Here is a 17,104-nt window from a genome sequence, read left to right on the forward strand (position 1 = left end):
ATAGTCATCCGTTCCACTCAGCTCATCCCCCTTGAGGTGGACTGTCGTACGATGAGTGGTTGATGGCGTGCGATTCTTGTTCACGGCGGCTTCCGGACGGCGCACGGTTCTGTCCGTTCTGTGGGCACGAGGTCGTTGGTGCCGCAACCGAGGAACGACGCGTGGTCACCGTGGTGTTTGCTGACCTCGTTGGGTACACGGCGATGAGCGAGCATCTCGACCCGGAGCAGGTCAAGCGCCTGATCGACGGAGCGTTTGAGCTGTTGGTCGCCGACATCGTCGCCTTCGGCGGACGCGTCGACAAGATCCTTGGCGACGGTATTCTTGCCATCTTCGGCGCTCCGGTGGCTCACGAGGACGACCCGGATCGTGCCGTCCGTGCTGCGATGCAGATGCATACGTCGCTCGAGCGGTTCTCGCGGAGCCAGTTAGATCGCGAGGGCGAACTGCAGCTCCGCATTGGCGTGAACACTGGCGAAGTGCTGGTCGGTTCGGTAGCTGGCACCGCCGACTACACGGCCCTTGGTGATGTGGTCAACCTCGCGTCGAGGTTGCAGTCGCTCGCGCCACCGGGGTCGGTGTACATCGGTGATGGCACGGCAGCGCTCCTCAGTGTCGAGATTTTGCGCGAGCGACTCGCCGATGTCACCGTTCGCGGTCGGAAGCAGGTCGAGCAGGTGTGGAACGTGCTGGGCCGACAGCGACGCCTGCCCCGGTCGGGTGCGCGCAGCGCGGTCCCATTCGTGGGGCGACGCCCGCAGCGCGAACTCCTCCAGTCGGTGATGGCCATGGTCGCCAACGGCCGCTCGGGTGTCGTTTCGGTGACGGGTGAGGCGGGTGCAGGAAAGACGCGGCTGGTCAACGAACTGCTCGACGAGTTCCCCAGTCGACGTGTCACAATCTTTGCTGGCGTGTGTGCACCATACGGAGAAAACAACGTCTGGGCGCCGATTGCCACGGCGCTCTATCGACGGCTCGACCTCGACCCTTCGGTGCCCTCTGATCAGCTCCGTGCCCTGGCTCGGTCGAGAGCCGTTTCTCGGTACGACTTCCCCGCTGACGACCCATCGCTCGATCGGTTCGTCGACGCTGCACTCCACATGCTTGGGCACTCGTCGGCGTTTGACGACGTCAACCCGAGCGAAGCTCGCGAGATGCTCTTCAGCCTCATCGTCGAGGGGCTCCGTCGGCGATCGAGGTCCGGGCCCGTTGTCCTGTGGCTCGATGATCTTCAGTGGGCTGACACTTTACTCATCGACCTACTCCATCGCATCACACGCGCACTCGTCGATCGGCCGTTCCTCATCGTCACTGCGCAGCGCGATGACGTCGACATCAATTGGCCGCCGGTATCAGATCACCCGGTTACTGTCCGGATGCCGCTCGATCCACTCTCGCGGATCGAAGCTGACGATCTCATGTCGGCGATCCTTGGTGAGGCCTCGAACGACGTGCTCGCTGACAAACTGTACGAACGGAGTGGCGGCAACCCTCTGTTCCTGACCGAGCTTGCGGGCCTTGCGAAGTCAACTCCGGACAGCACGAAATTGCCGGGTTCGCTGCGTGCGCTGATCGCTGCACAACTTGACCGTTTGCCTCCTGGCCAACGTTTGATTCTTGACAACGCGTCGGTGCTCGGAGCTTCAGGCCCGCTGGAATCGTTAGAGCAGTTCGCCGCTGCGCTCGGCCAGTCGTACGAGCGGGCGGGCGTCGATGCTCTGGAGGCAGAGGGACTCCTCGAACTCGATGACGGGTGGTGGCACTTCCGCAGCGACGTCGTACGGGAGGTCGCCTACCAGATGTTGACCAAGCTGGTTCGAGCACAGCGCCACGCCGGTATCGCGGCGGTTATGGGTGACATGCCAAGGATTCCCGTCGAGCTACTTGCCCACCACATGGCGACCGCTGCCGAGCTGATGGGCGAGATCGGGCCGGTCGGGGGCGTCTTGCCGAGTACCAAGTCTCGTGCAGTTCAGTTGCTGGCGCAGGCGACGCAGATCTCGCTCAATGTCGGCGCGTTCGCTCAAGCAATCCGGCATGCAACGCGCGCTCTGGACCTTGGCCCGGACACGGCAGAGGTGTCCCGTCAGTTGTTGCTGTTGCGTTCTGAGGCACTCGTTGGCCGGCGTGAAGCCGACGCAGCGCGAGCTGATGCTGCCGACGCGCTCGAGGCTGCGGTCGCTGTTGGCGACACCCGACACGAAGGCGTTGCCCGTCGTTTGCTCGGCCAGCTCGCGCAGATCAGTGGCAATCTCGACGCGGCACGCGAAGAGCTCGGGCGCAGCGTCGAGATCTTCCGACAATTGGGTGACGACATCGAGTTGGCCGCATCGCTTCGTGAACGTGGTTTTGCCGAAGTCTTCGGGGGATCGCTGGGTGATGCCGACTGGCTGCTCGGCGAATCGGAAGCGCTGTCTGAACAGCTGGGCGATCGTCGTGGTCGAGCATGGGTACGACAGCATCAGGCCTGGGTCGCCTTTCTGTCCGGTGACGTCGAGCTGGGTGAGAAGCGGCTCCATCTTGCCTCGACCGAGTTCGCGGAACTTGGCGACCGGTCTGGGGGTAACTGGGCGAACGGTCTGCTGGCGTTCGTCCGTTTCTTCTCCTTCGATTTCGAGGAGGCCGAGCGACTCGCGAACGAAGTGCGCGCCGAAGGTGTCGAGCTCGGCGAACGGTGGGCTCCTGCCATGATGGACTCGCTGCTCGGGTCGATCCGGCTGTGGACGGGCAACTTCACGGAGGCCGAAGCATTGTCGCGGCGAGCCCTTACGGAGTTCCGCGCGCTGAACGATAAGTTCGGCCTCGTCCAAGCGTTGGGGCCGCGCAATCGGGCCCTCGTTGCTCTCGGGCGTGACGCCGAAGCCGAGCGCGGGCTCGAAGAAGTTTTGGCCCTCGGTGACTCGTTCGGCGATCTTGCATTTCCTGTCATGGCCGCAGCGGGTGTTGCAGTGCACCTCGGGCTCGGCGAGCGCGCTGCAGTGATTGGCGAGACTGCGGTCAGCCGGGTCAAATCAATGGGAGCTGACGGATCCGAGGCGACGATTACATATGCGCTGGCGCTTTGTCAGTCGAACCGGGCCGACGAGGCATTGGCGATGCTCGACGGTGTCTCGATCGATTCGCCGTACGGCCTTGCCGTCCGAGCAGTCGCGGCGTCGATGCTCGGTGACAACGTGCAACCACTCGTCGATGCTGAGGCAGTGACGGCTCTCGGCGGCTCGACCTACCTCGATCGTGTGCTCGCCAACCTCGCAGCTGCTGGTGCCGAAGTCCGCAGTGGTGCGGTCTCGGCGGCGGAACATCGGCTTGTCCGAACACAGGAACTGGCAGACGAGACGGGCGACCAAGTGGCCATCCGGTTAGTCGCGCACGCCTGCGCAACCCTGCTCCCAGATGATTCGCCCGGCGAGTACCGCTTCCCCGACGGCGACCTCCGTGTGGGGTGGCACCGAGTGATCATGGGTCTTGCAGGCCTGGTCGCCCATCCCTCCAGTTGACCGATGGGCGAGCAGTACTTTCGCACGGGCCTGATCGTGGGCCGCTTCGACCCGCCGCATCTCGGCCACTCGTTCATCATCGCCGCAGCGGCGCAACGCTGTGAGCGACTGGTGGTGTTTGTCAACAGCTCAACTGAGCGCGACACCGCTCCTGGCTCGCTCCGGGCGGAGTGGCTGAGTGATTTGCATCCCGATGTCGTCGTACTCGAACTTCGCCACCAGCTCGGAACCGACTTCGACGACGAGGACCTTTGGGCGAAGTGGATGGCGACGTTTCACAACCACTGGCCGTATGAAATCGGGCCGCATGCGGTTTTCTCGTCAGATGACTACGTGGGCGAAATTGCTCGACGGTTCGACGCCGTGTCGGTCGTTGTCGACGCAGACAGGGTCAACGTCCCGATCAGTGCTACGCAGATCCGTGAGTCACCTGGAGATCACCTGGACCGTCTCGCACCCGTCGTGAGGTCGTGGGTCGAAACGAACTGGCTGGAACACAAAAAAGCACACCCCGGCGTGTGACGTCCGAGATGCGCTTTTTCGAAGTGACGGTGGTCAGCGGTTGGGCTGCTTGGTGAATCGGAGGTACGGCTTGACCGGATCCCAGCCGTTGGGGAACAGAGTCTTGGCTTCTTCATCGGAGACGCCGGGGACGATGATCACGTCGTCGCCATCGGTCCAGTTGGCTGGCGTGGCGACCTTGTGGTCGGCAGTGAGCTGCAAGCTGTCGATGACGCGCAGAATCTCGTTGAAGTTGCGGCCCGTCGAGGCCGGGTAGGTCAGGGTGAGCTTGACCTTTTTGTCGGGGCCGATGATGAACACTGAGCGCACAGTGAGCGTGTCGTTCGCGTTCTCGTGGATCATGTCGTAGGCGTCAGCAACGCTGCGGTCGGAGTCGCCGATCATCGGGAAGTTGACGGCAGTACCGACCACCTCTTCGATGTCTTTTTCCCACTCGATGTGGCTCTCGACAGGGTCGACCGACAGGCCAATCACCTTGGTGTTGCGCTTGTCGAACTCTGGCTTGAGTGCTGCGACGGTCCCCAGCTCGGTGGTGCAGACCGGCGTGAAATCTTTGGGGTGGCTGAAGAGCACGCCCCACGAGTCGCCGAGCCACTCGTGGAAGTTGATCTCGCCCTGCGTGGTGAGGGCGGTGAAGTCGGGGGCGATGTCGCCGAGACGGACGGCCATGATGAGCTCGCTTTCGTGGGAACACGGTCAGGCACTGGTGCCCGTAGTGACCGGGGAAGTCGGTGGAAGATCGGTGGGATTCGGTGGCACGGAGGAGCCCAGGCGGTTGCATGAGCTCGACAAATGCACGCTACCGACTCATTTTAACCAATCCCGACAAATCAGGTCGGAGTTATCAAGAAGTGCCGCAAGGTCGGCCCCGGCTCGATGGTGCTTCGGTTCTGCGGGGCAATCGAAAGAATTTCGCGATGAACGAAGTCCGACTCGTGTTCGCGACGTGGCGGCGGTCACACTACGGTGCATCGGAAGTCGTGACGGGGGTCACGGTTTCTGTCCGACCGGGGGACCTGCATGACCGACACTGCTGACATCACACTCGACCAAGGCCATCTCGACGACGCGCCGCTGCTCGTCGTCGAAAACCTCAAGACGCACTTCATCGTGCCAGCAGGCGCGGTCAAGGCAGTCGATGGCGTGTCGCTCACCTTGGAGCGTGGCAAGACACTCGGTGTGGTCGGCGAATCCGGTTCCGGCAAGACGATCCTGTCCCGCTCGATCATGGGATTGAACGTCGTCTCCAACGCCGTCACGACCGGGTCGGTCAAGTACGCCGGAATGGAACTGGTCGGCCGGAGCCCGAAGGAGATGAAGCATCTGTGGGGCGTCGAGATGGCGATGGTCTTCCAAGACCCGATGACCTCGCTCAATCCGGTGGTCAAAATCGGCCGCCAGCTGACCGAGCACGTCCGCCAGCACCTCGACATGGACAAGAAGGCCGCACGTAACGTTGCGATCGAGCTGCTCAAGTCGGTACGTATCCCCGAACCCGAAGCCCGGTTCGACAACTACCCGCACCAAATGTCGGGTGGCATGCGGCAGCGTGTGTGCATTGCGATCGCATTGGCATGCGGCCCGAAGATGCTGTTTGCCGACGAGCCGACCACGGCGCTCGACGTCACGGTCCAGCATCAGATTCTCAACTTGCTTGCAGCGCAGCAGCGGGATCGATTCATGACGATGATCATGGTCACGCACGACCTCGGTGTGGTCGCCGGGCGCACTGACGAGATTGCCGTGATGTACGCCGGCAAGGTGGTCGAAAAGGCGCCGACCGGTGCGTTGTTCGCCGACATGCACCACCCGTATACACAAGCGCTGCTGTGGTCGATTCCCAAGACGAGCCAACCGAAGCACACTCGGCTCAGCGCCATCGCTGGCCGTCCACCGGACCTGATCAAGCCGCCGCCCGGCTGCAAGTTTGCACCGCGCTGCCCCTACGCGCAGGATCGCTGTCGCGAGGAGGAGCCGACGCTCCAACCCGCAGCGACGCCAGGCCATGAGTTCGCCTGTCACTTTCCGATCGGCACACCCGAGAACGAGGATGCGTTCCAGCGCAACCTCGATGCCGGTCGGCCCCAGACGCTTGCTGCCGCAGGGCGCTTGCAGGCCACTGACGATCTCGACGCACTCGAACTGCATGCGGCGCGAGCAGCACAGACCCCTAACGACAACGAGGTGCACTGATGGCCGGTTCAGGAACAGCGCACCTTCGGTCTGGCGACGACATTCTGCTCTCGGTCAACAACCTGCACGTCGAGTTCCCCGCATCTGGTGGTCGTACCGTCTTTGCGGTATCCGGCATCAGCTTCGACATCGCCAAGGGTGAAACACTCGGCCTCGTCGGCGAGTCCGGTTGCGGCAAGTCGACCACTGGTCGAGCGATCCTCCAACTGCCCAAGCCCACGCAAGGCACCGTTACCTTGAACGGCGAAGACTTGACGGGCGTTTCCGACTCGGTAATGCGCGAGCGGCGAACTGACATCCAGATGATCTTCCAGGATCCAATTTCGTCGCTCAATCCCCGCCGGATGATCGGCGATGTCGTCGCTGAGCCGCTGGAAGTATGGGGCCCGAAAGACAAAGACGAGCAGTGGGCCAAGGTGTCCAAGATGCTCGATGCGGTCGGCATTGATCCGGACGTGGCCCGATACAAGCGGCCGCATGAGTTCTCGGGTGGCCAGTGTCAGCGTATTTCGATCGCCCGGGCACTCGTGCTCGAGCCCGAGCTGATCATCTGTGACGAGCCGGTGTCGGCACTTGACGTGTCGGTCCAGGCGCAGATCCTCAACCTGCTCGAAGACCTCAAGGCTGAGTACGGGCTGACCCTCGTGTTTATCGCGCACGACCTCGCGGTGGTCAAGAACATCTCCGACCGTGTCGCGGTCATGTATCTCGGCAAGATGTGCGAGCTGTCCGAATCGGACGAGCTCTACGAGCATCCGGCGCATCCATACACGCGATTGCTGCTTGAGTCGCTGCCGATTCCGGATCCGACCGTGAAGATCGACGACAGCGTCGGCATTGAGGGCGAACTGCCCTCGCCGCTGTCGCCGCCGTCCGGGTGCCGATTCCGCACCCGGTGTCCGCTGGCCGACGACATCTGTGCTGCTGTAGAGCCCATGATGCGCCGCGTCAATGATGAGCACTACGTCGCCTGTCACCACCCGTTGGTGCCGGTCGATGAAGTCGGTGTGTCACTCCGCTGACGTGATGAACGGCACAGGTATGAGACACTGGTCACAGCATGTTCGGGGGAATGTGCTGAAACAAACAAACCGGGGCATTTGCTCCAGATGGGGACATCAATGACACAGCGACGGAGAGTGCGATTGCTCGCACTACCCATGGCCTTTGGTCTGCTTGCAGCAGCCTGCGGCGGTGGAAGTGACAGCGACAGTGGAGACAACGGGGGCGGCGACGCTCCAGTGGCGACCGAGGCAGCGGCAGATGATGGCGGCGATGCTGCTGAACCTGCCGCAAACGACGATGTGGCCGAAGCCGGTAGCCAAGCCGAAGGTGATGTTGATACCGAAGCGGCCGAAGCCGCCACATCAGCGATCTACGGCGGCGATATCGCCGTCGGCCTCGAGGCCGAGGCGGTTGGCTTGCGCCCGTGGGAAGACACGTGCGCGTCGCCTTGCTACAACATCATGGTCACCATCTACGACAAGCTGTTGGAAAAGGACGCTGAAGGCCAACTGCAGCCATGGCTCGCCGAATCTATTTCGCCGAACGACGACTTCACGGCGTGGACGATGACCCTGCGGCCCGACATCACGTTCCACAACGGCGTCGAGTTGACCGCACAGACCATCGCCGACATGTTCCCGATTCAGGCCGCAGGCACCGTTGCGGCCGGCCAGGTCAGCGCATCGAACTTGACTGGTGTCGAAGCCACTGGCGACCTTGAGGTGACCTACACTCTCAGCTCAGCGAATGCAGCGTTCCCGGCGTACCTCGAACGGGCCCCGATGGGCATGGTCTTCGACCCCGCCGCAGCGGTCGCTGACCCCGATGGGTACAGCACTGCTCCGGTTGGTACTGGCCCGTTTGTGATTGAGTCACGAGACCTCGACAACGAGACCAAGGTCGTGCGCAACGACAACTATTGGAACTCTGATGCCGACGGCAACCAGTTGCCGTACCTCGATTCCATTTCGTTCCGTCCGATCCCCGACGAAGGCACCCGGCTCGACGCCGTGCTCTCTGGCACAGTCGATGCAATGCAGTCGTTGCGTCAGGGCACTATCCGTGACGCTCGGGCCGACGGGACCCTGAGCCTCTACGAACAGCAGGGCAACAACGTCGGTGGCGGCATGTTCAACGTGCTCCTCGCACCGTATGACGATGTGCGGGTCCGTAAGGGCCTCACGCACCTGAACAGCCAAGACAACGTGATTGAGGCACTTGGCGGCACCGGTATCTCATTGCCAGGCACACAGTTCTTCTCGCCTGACAGCGTCTGGTACTCGGAGAAGGTTGCTGCTGCTTGGCCGCAGTTCGACTTCGAGGCTGGTGTTGCGTTGCTGACTGAGTACGTCAATGATGCCGCACGCTCGGACGGCAAGGCCGTTGGTGACAAGATCGACGTCGAGTTGTCGTGTCCGCCTGACCCGACCTTGATCGCTGCGATGCAGGTCATTGAGCAGGTCTGGTCACAGAGCGAGTTGGTCAATGTCAGTTTGACGCAGTTCGATCAGCAGACGCACATCAACAAGGCAATCGGCGATGAGCACCAGGCTCATTGCTGGCGCTTCAGCGATGACAATGATCCGTCGACCACGTTTGGTTCGGGCAATGCACCGCCGACCGCAGAAATTGCGGCCGCAAACGGTCTTGACGGCATCGTGTCGCCGATCAACTGGCCGAACTACTTCAAGCTGGAGAACTTCGCTGCCACACAGGTTGCGATTGGAACAGATGACTTCGACACACGCTTCGCGGCGTATGAGTCGATCATGATGGACTACGCGGAGAACGTTCCGCTCTGGTACTCGGGTCACACCGCAACCATGATCGCGACCAACTCGAAGTTGGATGGCGTTGTTGGTTGGCACCTCCCGCAGGGTGGCGACCTCGGTGTCGGGCAGCAGGGCGCTGAGGGCCGCTGGCTCGAAGTGTTCATCTCCGAATGACGTGACGCGCATGGCCGATCCGTCGGCCATGCGCTTGTCATGTGTCGCGGTGTTCTCACTGTGACATGACGTTCGACCCGGCTGGGTGGGTGGTCCGCCCGGCCGGGTTCGTACAAAGAATTTCCAAGACGGTGCTCAGCCTCGGACTTGTCCGCGGAGCACTCACCAATCTGCTCTCTGTTCCCCATTTTTGAAAGGTTGTGCTGAACTCGATGGCGAAAATGCTGCTTGTTCGTCTTGTTCGCCTCGTTGCGACCTTGTTCGCCGTCACGTTGCTGACCTTCAGCATGGTGTCGCTCCTGCCCGGTGACCCGGTGGACGCAATTCTCGGGCAGACCGAGCGGACCCCGGAGATCGAAGAACAACTCCGAGTCGAGCTCAAGCTCGACAAACCGTTCCACGAACGCTATTTCAACTGGCTCGGCAATGCGGTCCAGGGTGATCTCGGTGAGTCCTACATCAACCGCGGTCAGACCGTCAGTGGCGAGATCAAGAACCGCTTGCCAGTCACTGGTCAACTCGCGCTGATGGCGATCGTGATGGCCGTTGCCATCGCTGTCCCCGTCGGTGTACTCGGCGCCTACAAACAGGGGAGGTGGCAGGACACGACCACCTCTGCAGCCGCACAGGTTGCGCTGTCGGTTCCGAACTTCATCACCGGCATCTTCTTGAGTTACATCTTTGCCGTTCGATTGCAATGGCTCCCAGCGTCGAACTGGAGCCGAATTACCGACAAAGGCATTGTCGAAAACTTGAAGACGGCGATCATGCCGGCCACTGCGCTGGCATTGACGCAGATGGCGATCTTCTCCCGCCTGGTCCGCTCCGACATGATCGGCACGCTGCAGCAGGACTACATCCTCGCCGCCCGAGCCAAGGGCCTGAGTGACCGGTTCATCCTGATGCGCCATGCGCTCCGGCCGAGTTCACTGAGCCTCGCCACGATCATCGGCATCAACTTCGGTGCCCTACTTGGCGGCACTGTGGTGATCGAGACGCTCTTTGCCGTTCCCGGTCTGGGCTTCCGCCTGATTAACGCGATCAACTCCCGCGACATCTTGATGATCCAAGGCATCACCGTCTTTGTGGCGGCGGCCTACGTGATCATCAACGCCCTGGTCGACATCATGTACACCTTCATCGATCCGCGGATCAGAAAGAGCTGACGATGACTGACTTTCTCGAATCCGTATCGGGGGGCTTAGGAGCGGTTGAGACCACCCCGGAAGAACGTTCGGCGGGCAGGCACTCGACTGGTTCGACTCCACCCGGCAAGCCCAAGCGAGCGTCGCTGCGAGCCGTGTTCAAGGCGATGCCATTGCTGGTGAAGATCTCGGCAATTTGGCTGACCTTCATCGTGGGTATCGCGATCTACGCGAAGCTCGACACGTCGCTCTTCAACGGGTCGTTACCGCTGCAAAATCCGAACCTGCAGCTCAACAACTTTGATGCCTCGACCGGCAAGTTTGGTGTCGGCGAGCCGATCGAAGGTCCGTCTGTCGGTAACTGGCTGGGCACCGATGCGTTGGCTCGTGACTCGTTCGCTCGGATCGCCCACGGCGGTTGGGTCAGCCTCATTGTTGCGACGACCTCGGCGCTCTTCGGCATCGTCATTGGTGGCTTCCTCGGATCGCTTGTCGGTTTTGTGCGTGGTCGAACCGAGACCGTGATCATGTCGGTGATCGATGTGATCCTGGCGTTCCCGGCCCTCGTGCTGTTGCTGGCGCTGGTGTCGATTTTCGAGGTCCGTGACCTGTTCGTGATCAGTGGCGTCATCGGCTTCCTGTCGATTCCGGCGTACACCCGTGTGGCGCGCGCAAATAGTTTGGCGATCTCGAACCGTGAATTCGTCTTGGCCGCTCGGGCAATCGGCACGAAGCCGACCAAGATCCTGTTCCGGGAAATCATCCCGAACGTGCTCCCGACACTCGTGTCCTACGCCATGGTCGCGGCAGCATTCGTCGTGGTCGTTGAGGGGTCGCTGTCGTTCCTCGGTTTGAGCGTGTCACTCCCGACTTCTTCGTGGGGCAACATGATCAACCAGTCACGTCGTGACATCAAGACCGATGTGCTGCAAGTGCTTTGGCCCTCGCTGGCCTTGACCTTCACGGTGCTCTCGCTGAATCAGGTTGGCGACTTCTTCCAGAAGCGCGGCGCCATTCGGGCATCGTCGCTCTGAGCGTCTGAGCGAGATGGCCCTTGCGTCGTAGTGTGCGGTCATGAGTATCCCCGTCGAGTTGGCTGACCTCCGTTCCAAGACCGCCGAGTACACGTGGGCGTACTTGCTGACGGTGCGGCCCGACGCAACCCCACATCTCGTCTCCCTCTCGCCGCAGTGGTCAGATCCAGCTGATTCTGGATCCGGTTCTGGTCCGGTGATTCTGCTGTCGGTCAGCTCTGGCACGGCGCGCAATGCCGCGGCCGGGGCCACGGTCACGCTGTGCTATCCGCCGCTCGATCACGACGGCTACAGCCTGATCGTGGATGGCACCGCTGCTGCTCGTGCTGGTGCTGGACACTCGGGCATCGACGTTCCGGATGGCAAACAGTTGATCTGTTTCTCGCCGACCGGTGCCGTGCTCCATCGATCAGCCGCGCCGGGCTTCGCCAACTCCGCCACCGGATGCGCGAACGACTGCCTCCCTGTCACGCCTGACGCCTGACGAGGGCGCCATTCGTTCGGGAGGTTCAGTCGAGCGTGATGGCCACGGTGTTGAGCGGGCCGCGGTTGACCGACGCTGTGCCGGAGCGGCGTTTGCCGTACAGGTGAACGACCACCTGGGGCTCAGCCTCGATGTTCTTGAGCCACTGCGAATCGCTCCGCACCGTGCTCACGACGACCCGTTTGCCGACGCGTGCTGCAAGCAACGGCACCTGGCGTGGCTTGCCCGACACTCGGCCCGTCACTTCCAGTACGACAGCGCCGCCGCCGATTGGCAGCGGATTTCCAGCACCGGCCAGCACGGCGGGCCGGACGACACTGTTCAACGTGCGGAACGCCGTCTGTGAAACCTTGGCCTGAGCCTCGCGTAACTGTTCCATAGAGGTGACGCTACCGACGCTGCTGGCACCTACGCTTTGGGGTCGTGGATGCAACAGCAAGCGAAACGCCGGACGCGACCGAGCAACGAGTGCGACAGATCGTCGCGCAGTTCAACGCCGACAAGCCGGACATCGATGCGCGGGTCATCGACTGCGATCCACATCTGGCCGATACCGCCCAATTCGTTGAGGCATACGGTTACACCCTCGAGCAGTCGGCGAACACCCTCATTGTGATCGGCAAGTCGGACCCACCAGTTTACGTGGCCTGCGTCGTACTGGCGAACACCAGACTTGATGTCAACAACGTCGTCCGCAAGAAGCTCGGTGTGAAGAAGTGCTCGTTTGCTCCGGCCGAGATGACCGAAGAACTGAGTGGCATGAAGGTCGGCGGCGTGACACCGCTCGGCCTCAGTGAATACATGCCGCTGTGGGTCGATAGCCGAGTGATGGCACTTCCTGAAATTGTCTTGGGCGGCGGAAGTCGAGCGTGCAAATTCGTCGGTTCGCCGGAGATTTTGACCTCTCTCACAAATGTCGAAGTGGTCCAAGACCTGGCGAAGCCGATCCCGGAAGCGCCTCCCGCGTGACGTTCTTCGCTCAGGCATCGGCCACCGGACTTGAACCGACACTCGAGAGGACGCTCGACCTCATCGGGGTCTTCGCGTTCGCGATTTCGGGCGGCCTGCTCGCTGTTCGCAAGGGGTTCGAACTCGTCGGCGTCACGGCGCTTGCACTGGTCACAGCGCTTGGCGGCGGTGTGGTCCGTGACCTTCTGCTCGGTGCGACACCGCCGACCGCGTTCAGCGAGGTGCTGTACCTGGTCGTCGCGCTTGCTGCAGCAGCCGTGGTGTTCTTCGGCCATTGGATGATCACGCGTGCCCTCACCCGGGCCGTGTTGATCTTCGACGCCGCCGGCCTCGGCCTGTTTTGCGTGACCGGAGCGATCAAAGCATCGACGCTGGGCGCAAGCTTGGTTGGCGCGATCCTGATCGGTGTGATCTCGGCGGCTGGCGGCGGCATCATCCGCGACGTGTTGGCGAACGAGCCACCGAGCCTCTTCCACCGATCGAGCACGCTGTACGCAATTCCTGCTGGTCTCGGGGCGTCGGCTGTCGTGGTCGCCTGGCGCAACGGCTGGTACTCGGGTGGCGTGGCGATTGGGGTGGCCATCGCAGTGTTCGTGGTCAGGCTCGCCGCCATGCAGTTCGGATGGCGCGCACCGATGCCGCTGCGTGCACCGTTTGTGGCCGAGTAGCAACTGGCTGACGGCCTCGCCAGTCGCTCTGATGCCATCTGATCACCTGGGATATGTGGATCTGGTTGCGGCCGAAGGTCCGAGGCATTGCAGAGGTCACTTCGAAGAAGCAGCTGCGATGACCAGCGGGTCGTCGCAGCTGATGTTGCACCCAACGCGGTATTCGCCAAAGTCGGTGAGCGCGGCAAGACTCTGGTCCGTGGCCCAAAATCCGCTCCTCGAAACAGAACGATTTGGACAGCGTTATGCCGTGTCGGGCAGTGCGGCCTCGAGGGCTGCCGAACTCGAGGCGCTCGGCAGCGACTACAGCGCGACTGGCTACACGACCAGCGAGCAGGCAGACGGCCTCGGTCGGTTCCTCGAACTCGGCCCAGGCAGCGTGCTCCTGGACATCGGCGCAGGATGCGGATGGCCGGGTCTGTATCTCGCGACGGAGTTCGGCTGCTCGGTGATCAGTGTCGACCCGATCATGGAAGGGGCCAGCGCCGCACGGGACCGGATCGGCAGCGACGGCATCGGATCCCGAGCACTGGCGCTCGTCGCCACCGGCGAGCAACTCCCGATCCGTGCTGGCTCGGTCGATGCAGTCGTGCACGCCGATGTGATGTGTTGACTGCGCAGCAAGCTCTCCGTGCTGAGAGCGTCTCGTCAGGTTCTCCGTCCGGGAGGCCGGTTGGCGTTCCACACGATCGAAGTAACGCAAGGCCTGACCCCGGCGAAGCGACGCCGAGCGAGTTCGATCGGGCCACCGGCGGTGGCCGTCCGGACGACGTACCTGGGATTGCTCCGTTCGGCTGGCCTCATCGAGATTGACGCCGTCGATCAGACGGCTGAGTATCTGGCCACCCAGCACCGTTGGCTTGCCGCGACGCTCCGACATGAAGCGGGCCTGCGCTTGGCGCTTGGTAGCGACGCTGTCGGAGAAGGTATTGAGCGGCGGCGGCGCACAGTGAACGCGATAGAGGAAGGCTTGCTGCTGCGGACCCTGTACACGGCGACCCGCTGAGGCCCCCGCCGACGGTGTGGTCAGAAGTGCGGTTCGAGACGACACGCAACGTTGAGTTGCGCGACCGATGCGGTATTCGGTAGCGAGATTGTCGTCGAGATCAGTTCGGCAAGGTCGGACGCGTCGATCATCGTCGCCTGATCCCCACCAAAGTCACTTGTCATGTCGGTGGCGATGTATCCAGGGCAGACAGACGTGACGCGGATGCCGTCATCCCAACCCGCTTGCTTCGTTGCCTCCGACAGCGCGAGCACCGCGTGCTTTGACATCGCGTACCCCGGCGCGAACGTTCCCATGACCCGCACGCCAGACAACGAGGCAATGCTGACGACGCGCCCACTGCCATCGGTTCGAAGGTGCGGAAGTGCGAGTTGAATCATCCGAAACGGCGCCTTGACGTTGACCGCCCACATTGCATCGAGCCCGTCTTCGGTGAGCGCTTCGAGCTCGGTTGTTTCGATGATCCCCGCGTTGTTGACGAGACCGGACAGCGACCCGAATCGCTCGATTGTCGCGTCGACCCACTCGGCGTCCGTCCCCGGTTGCGTTGCGTCGTAGCGCTGACACAGGACCCGGTCGGGGTCGCATCCTTCCATCGAACGGCGCAACGCATCGAGGTCGCGGCCACCGACACTGACGTTGTATCCGTCGTCGTGGAGCCGTCGTGCAATGGCGTTACCCAGACCCCGATTCGCGCCGCTGATCATGATTGTTCTACCGGTCGGGTCAAGCATGAGGCGACGGTATCGGACGCAGCTCGTCAGCTCCGAAGGTACGAAGCCCCGTTGACGTCGACGATCGAGCCGGTCGCCGACTCCGAGCCCGGGCTGGCGAGGAACACCACGACCCGCGCGATCTCTGCAGGCGATGCGGCGCGGCCCATCGGGCTCTGCGCCTTGACGGCCTCGCCGCCGGGGCCATTCAGGTAGGGGGAAGCCATATCGGTTTCCACGAAGCCGGGCGCGACCGCGGTCACGTAGATGCCGTGTGGAGCGAGCGCCACAGCCATCGACTGGCTGAGGCTGTTCAGCCCTGCCTTGCTCGCTCCGTAGGCGGCGTGTTCGGGTTCCCCACGGAAGGCGCCGCGCGACGTCACGTTCACGATGCGCCCGCCGCCCCGTGCGGCCATGTGCGGCACAACAGCGTGGATGAGATCGGCGGGACCGATCAGGTTGGTGGCGAGCGTTCGCGCCCAGCTTGCGTCCCAGTCTTCGGGCGAGGTTGTGAGCACGGGATGCCCCTCGTAAATGCCGGCGTTGTTCACGAGCACATCGATGCGACCCAGCTGCTCGATCGTCGAGTCGATCAAGCCGCGCGCTCCGCCTGCTCCGAGGTCGGCGGCGATGGCGACATGGCCGTCCCCGGGAAGGCCGTCGACAACCTCTCGGGCTGCGGCTTCGTTGGACGCGTAGTGCACAGCGACCGAAGCCCCCTGCCGCCCGAATTCCTCGCACACCGCGCGGCCAATCCCTCGCGATCCACCGGTTACCAACACGCACTGCCCATCGAAGTCGCCCATTTGCCGGACGATAGCCGTCGAGTCAGATGGTCGGGGTCAGATGGTTGCTCTACCGCTACGGTCGACACAATGAGAATCCTCTTCACCGGTGGCAGTGGCAAGGCCGGTCGTCACGCCATTGAGCACCTCGTCGAATGCGGGCACAAGGTTACCAATGCCGACCTTGTGCCCGCCGGTATCGCGGGCGTGCCCGACCTTCGGGTCGACCTCACCGACGCTGGTCAGGTGTTCAACGCGCTGTCGGCGTACGCCCACCGCGATGAACTCGAACCCGGTACCGGAGTCCCGCGGTATGACGCCGTTGTTCACTTCGCCGCGGTGCCGGCCATTCTGATCCGGCCCGACAACGAGACGTTCCGGGTGAACGCACTCAGTACGTACAACGTGATCGACGCTGCAGTGAAGCTCGGTGTCCCGAAGGTGGTGTTCGCGAGTTCGGAGACCACGTATGGCGTCTGTTTCGCCGACGGCGAGGTGCGGCCGGAGTACATCCCGGTCGACGAGGAGCATCCCACTGTTCCGCACGACAGCTATGCGATGTCGAAGGTGGTCAACGAGGCGACTGCCAGGTCGTTCCAGGCGCGTTCGGGCATCGACATCTATGGGCTGCGGATCAACAATGTCATCGAGCCCCACGAGTACGAGACGAAATTCCCGGCGTTTGTGGCCGACCCTGCGCTCCGGCGTCGAAACATCTTTGCCTACATCGACGCACGCGACCTCGGCCACATGGTCGACTGCTGTCTGCGCACCGATGGGCTCGGCTACGAGGTGTTTAACGTGGCCAACGACGACACCTCCGTCGGCATCACGAGCGCAGAGGTCTCTGACCGTTTCTACGCAGGCGTGCCGAAACGAGGCGACATCGCGGAATACGGAACCTTCTACGCGAACGACAAGGCGAAACGCCTGGTGGGGTTCGCGCCTCGCCACTCGTGGCGGACCGACGTCGCGTCCGCCGCGGTCGTCTGAGACTTCGGACACGGCACGGCGCATCGCCAAACATTTCGCGCGACCAAGTCGAAATCGGGTGTTCGAAAGCGGGTTCGGATCGTCAACCGGCCTCTACAATCGGTCCACGTTGCCGGCACCAGCGGATCCAGGGGGTTTTCTCCC

Annotated in this window: 17 protein-coding genes; 13 read left to right on the forward strand and 4 right to left on the reverse strand. The window is 62.5% G+C overall.

The window, feature by feature from the left end; all coding sequences use genetic code 11:
* Positions 1-62 precede the first annotated feature (62 nt).
* Entirely contained in the window at positions 63-3,497 is a 3,435-nt protein-coding gene (locus tag ACH2EI_RS21180; RefSeq protein ID WP_395152540.1) for an ATP-binding protein, read from the forward strand.
* Positions 3,498-3,500: 3 nt separating this feature from the next.
* On the forward strand, positions 3,501-4,019 hold the full coding sequence (locus ACH2EI_RS21185) for an adenylyltransferase/cytidyltransferase family protein (RefSeq protein ID WP_395152539.1): 519 nt from the start codon (positions 3,501-3,503) through the stop codon (positions 4,017-4,019).
* Between the two features lie 33 nt (positions 4,020-4,052).
* Here the strand turns inward: ACH2EI_RS21185 and ACH2EI_RS21190 are convergent, their stop codons facing one another.
* On the reverse strand, positions 4,053-4,688 hold the full coding sequence (locus ACH2EI_RS21190; RefSeq protein WP_395152538.1) for a peroxiredoxin: 636 nt from the start codon (positions 4,686-4,688) through the stop codon (positions 4,053-4,055).
* Positions 4,689-5,039: 351 nt separating this feature from the next.
* Between ACH2EI_RS21190 and ACH2EI_RS21195 the strand changes: the two genes are divergently transcribed.
* From ACH2EI_RS21195 to ACH2EI_RS21220, 6 genes are all read left to right on the forward strand, one after another.
* Positions 5,040-6,212, forward strand: coding sequence for an ABC transporter ATP-binding protein (locus ACH2EI_RS21195; RefSeq protein ID WP_395152537.1), 1,173 nt, complete (start codon positions 5,040-5,042; stop codon positions 6,210-6,212).
* Positions 6,212-7,234, forward strand: a complete 1,023-nt coding sequence (locus tag ACH2EI_RS21200) for an ABC transporter ATP-binding protein (RefSeq protein WP_395152536.1) — start codon at positions 6,212-6,214, stop codon at positions 7,232-7,234. The genes ACH2EI_RS21195 and ACH2EI_RS21200 overlap by 1 nt, the downstream gene beginning before the upstream one ends.
* Before the next feature lie 123 nt (positions 7,235-7,357).
* Complete coding sequence (locus ACH2EI_RS21205; protein WP_395161499.1) at positions 7,358-9,163, forward strand: ABC transporter substrate-binding protein; 1,806 nt, start codon at positions 7,358-7,360, stop codon at positions 9,161-9,163.
* Positions 9,164-9,375: 212 nt separating this feature from the next.
* Complete coding sequence (locus ACH2EI_RS21210; protein WP_395152534.1) at positions 9,376-10,329, forward strand: ABC transporter permease; 954 nt, start codon at positions 9,376-9,378, stop codon at positions 10,327-10,329.
* 2 nt (positions 10,330-10,331) lie between these two features.
* Positions 10,332-11,342, forward strand: a complete 1,011-nt coding sequence (locus tag ACH2EI_RS21215) for an ABC transporter permease (RefSeq protein ID WP_395152533.1) — start codon at positions 10,332-10,334, stop codon at positions 11,340-11,342.
* A 40-nt stretch (positions 11,343-11,382) separates the two neighbouring features.
* Positions 11,383-11,826 (forward strand): pyridoxamine 5'-phosphate oxidase family protein, encoded by a 444-nt coding sequence (locus tag ACH2EI_RS21220; RefSeq protein WP_395152532.1) that lies wholly within the window; start codon positions 11,383-11,385, stop codon positions 11,824-11,826.
* Between the two features lie 25 nt (positions 11,827-11,851).
* On the opposite strand, the gene ACH2EI_RS21225 is transcribed toward ACH2EI_RS21220, so the two are convergent.
* The gene (locus ACH2EI_RS21225; RefSeq protein WP_395152531.1) at positions 11,852-12,205 is read right to left on the reverse strand and encodes a nitroreductase/quinone reductase family protein; all 354 of its coding nucleotides are present in this window, start codon (positions 12,203-12,205) and stop codon (positions 11,852-11,854) included.
* Positions 12,206-12,249: 44 nt separating this feature from the next.
* Here ACH2EI_RS21225 and ACH2EI_RS21230 point away from each other — a divergent pair, with 44 nt between their 5' ends.
* From ACH2EI_RS21230 to ACH2EI_RS21245, 4 genes are all read left to right on the forward strand, one after another.
* Positions 12,250-12,795 (forward strand): YbaK/EbsC family protein, encoded by a 546-nt coding sequence (locus ACH2EI_RS21230; RefSeq protein ID WP_395152530.1) that lies wholly within the window; start codon positions 12,250-12,252, stop codon positions 12,793-12,795.
* The gene (locus ACH2EI_RS21235; protein WP_395152529.1) at positions 12,792-13,463 is read left to right on the forward strand and encodes a trimeric intracellular cation channel family protein; all 672 of its coding nucleotides are present in this window, start codon (positions 12,792-12,794) and stop codon (positions 13,461-13,463) included. The genes ACH2EI_RS21230 and ACH2EI_RS21235 overlap by 4 nt, the downstream gene beginning before the upstream one ends.
* Before the next feature lie 199 nt (positions 13,464-13,662).
* Positions 13,663-14,076 carry a class I SAM-dependent methyltransferase gene (locus tag ACH2EI_RS21240; RefSeq protein ID WP_395152528.1) on the forward strand — a complete coding sequence of 138 codons (414 nt, stop codon included), beginning with the start codon at positions 13,663-13,665 and terminating at the stop codon, positions 14,074-14,076.
* Positions 14,077-14,094: 18 nt separating this feature from the next.
* Positions 14,095-14,469 carry a hypothetical protein gene (locus ACH2EI_RS21245; RefSeq protein WP_395152527.1) on the forward strand — a complete coding sequence of 125 codons (375 nt, stop codon included), beginning with the start codon at positions 14,095-14,097 and terminating at the stop codon, positions 14,467-14,469.
* A 20-nt stretch (positions 14,470-14,489) separates the two neighbouring features.
* On the opposite strand, the gene ACH2EI_RS21250 is transcribed toward ACH2EI_RS21245, so the two are convergent.
* Both ACH2EI_RS21250 and ACH2EI_RS21255 read right to left on the reverse strand, forming a co-directional pair.
* The gene (locus tag ACH2EI_RS21250; RefSeq protein WP_395152526.1) at positions 14,490-15,203 is read right to left on the reverse strand and encodes an SDR family NAD(P)-dependent oxidoreductase; all 714 of its coding nucleotides are present in this window, start codon (positions 15,201-15,203) and stop codon (positions 14,490-14,492) included.
* A gap of 26 nt (positions 15,204-15,229) precedes the next feature.
* A complete protein-coding gene (locus ACH2EI_RS21255; RefSeq protein ID WP_395152525.1) occupies positions 15,230-15,988 on the reverse strand; it encodes an SDR family NAD(P)-dependent oxidoreductase in 759 nt (252 codons plus the stop codon).
* A gap of 69 nt (positions 15,989-16,057) precedes the next feature.
* On the opposite strand from ACH2EI_RS21255, the gene ACH2EI_RS21260 reads away from it, so the two are divergent.
* Positions 16,058-16,960 carry an NAD-dependent epimerase/dehydratase family protein gene (locus ACH2EI_RS21260; protein WP_395152524.1) on the forward strand — a complete coding sequence of 301 codons (903 nt, stop codon included), beginning with the start codon at positions 16,058-16,060 and terminating at the stop codon, positions 16,958-16,960.
* Positions 16,961-17,104: the final 144 nt, after the last annotated feature.

The organism is Ilumatobacter sp. (assembly GCF_041688325.1).
Classification (GTDB): domain Bacteria; phylum Actinomycetota; class Acidimicrobiia; order Acidimicrobiales; family Ilumatobacteraceae; genus Ilumatobacter_A.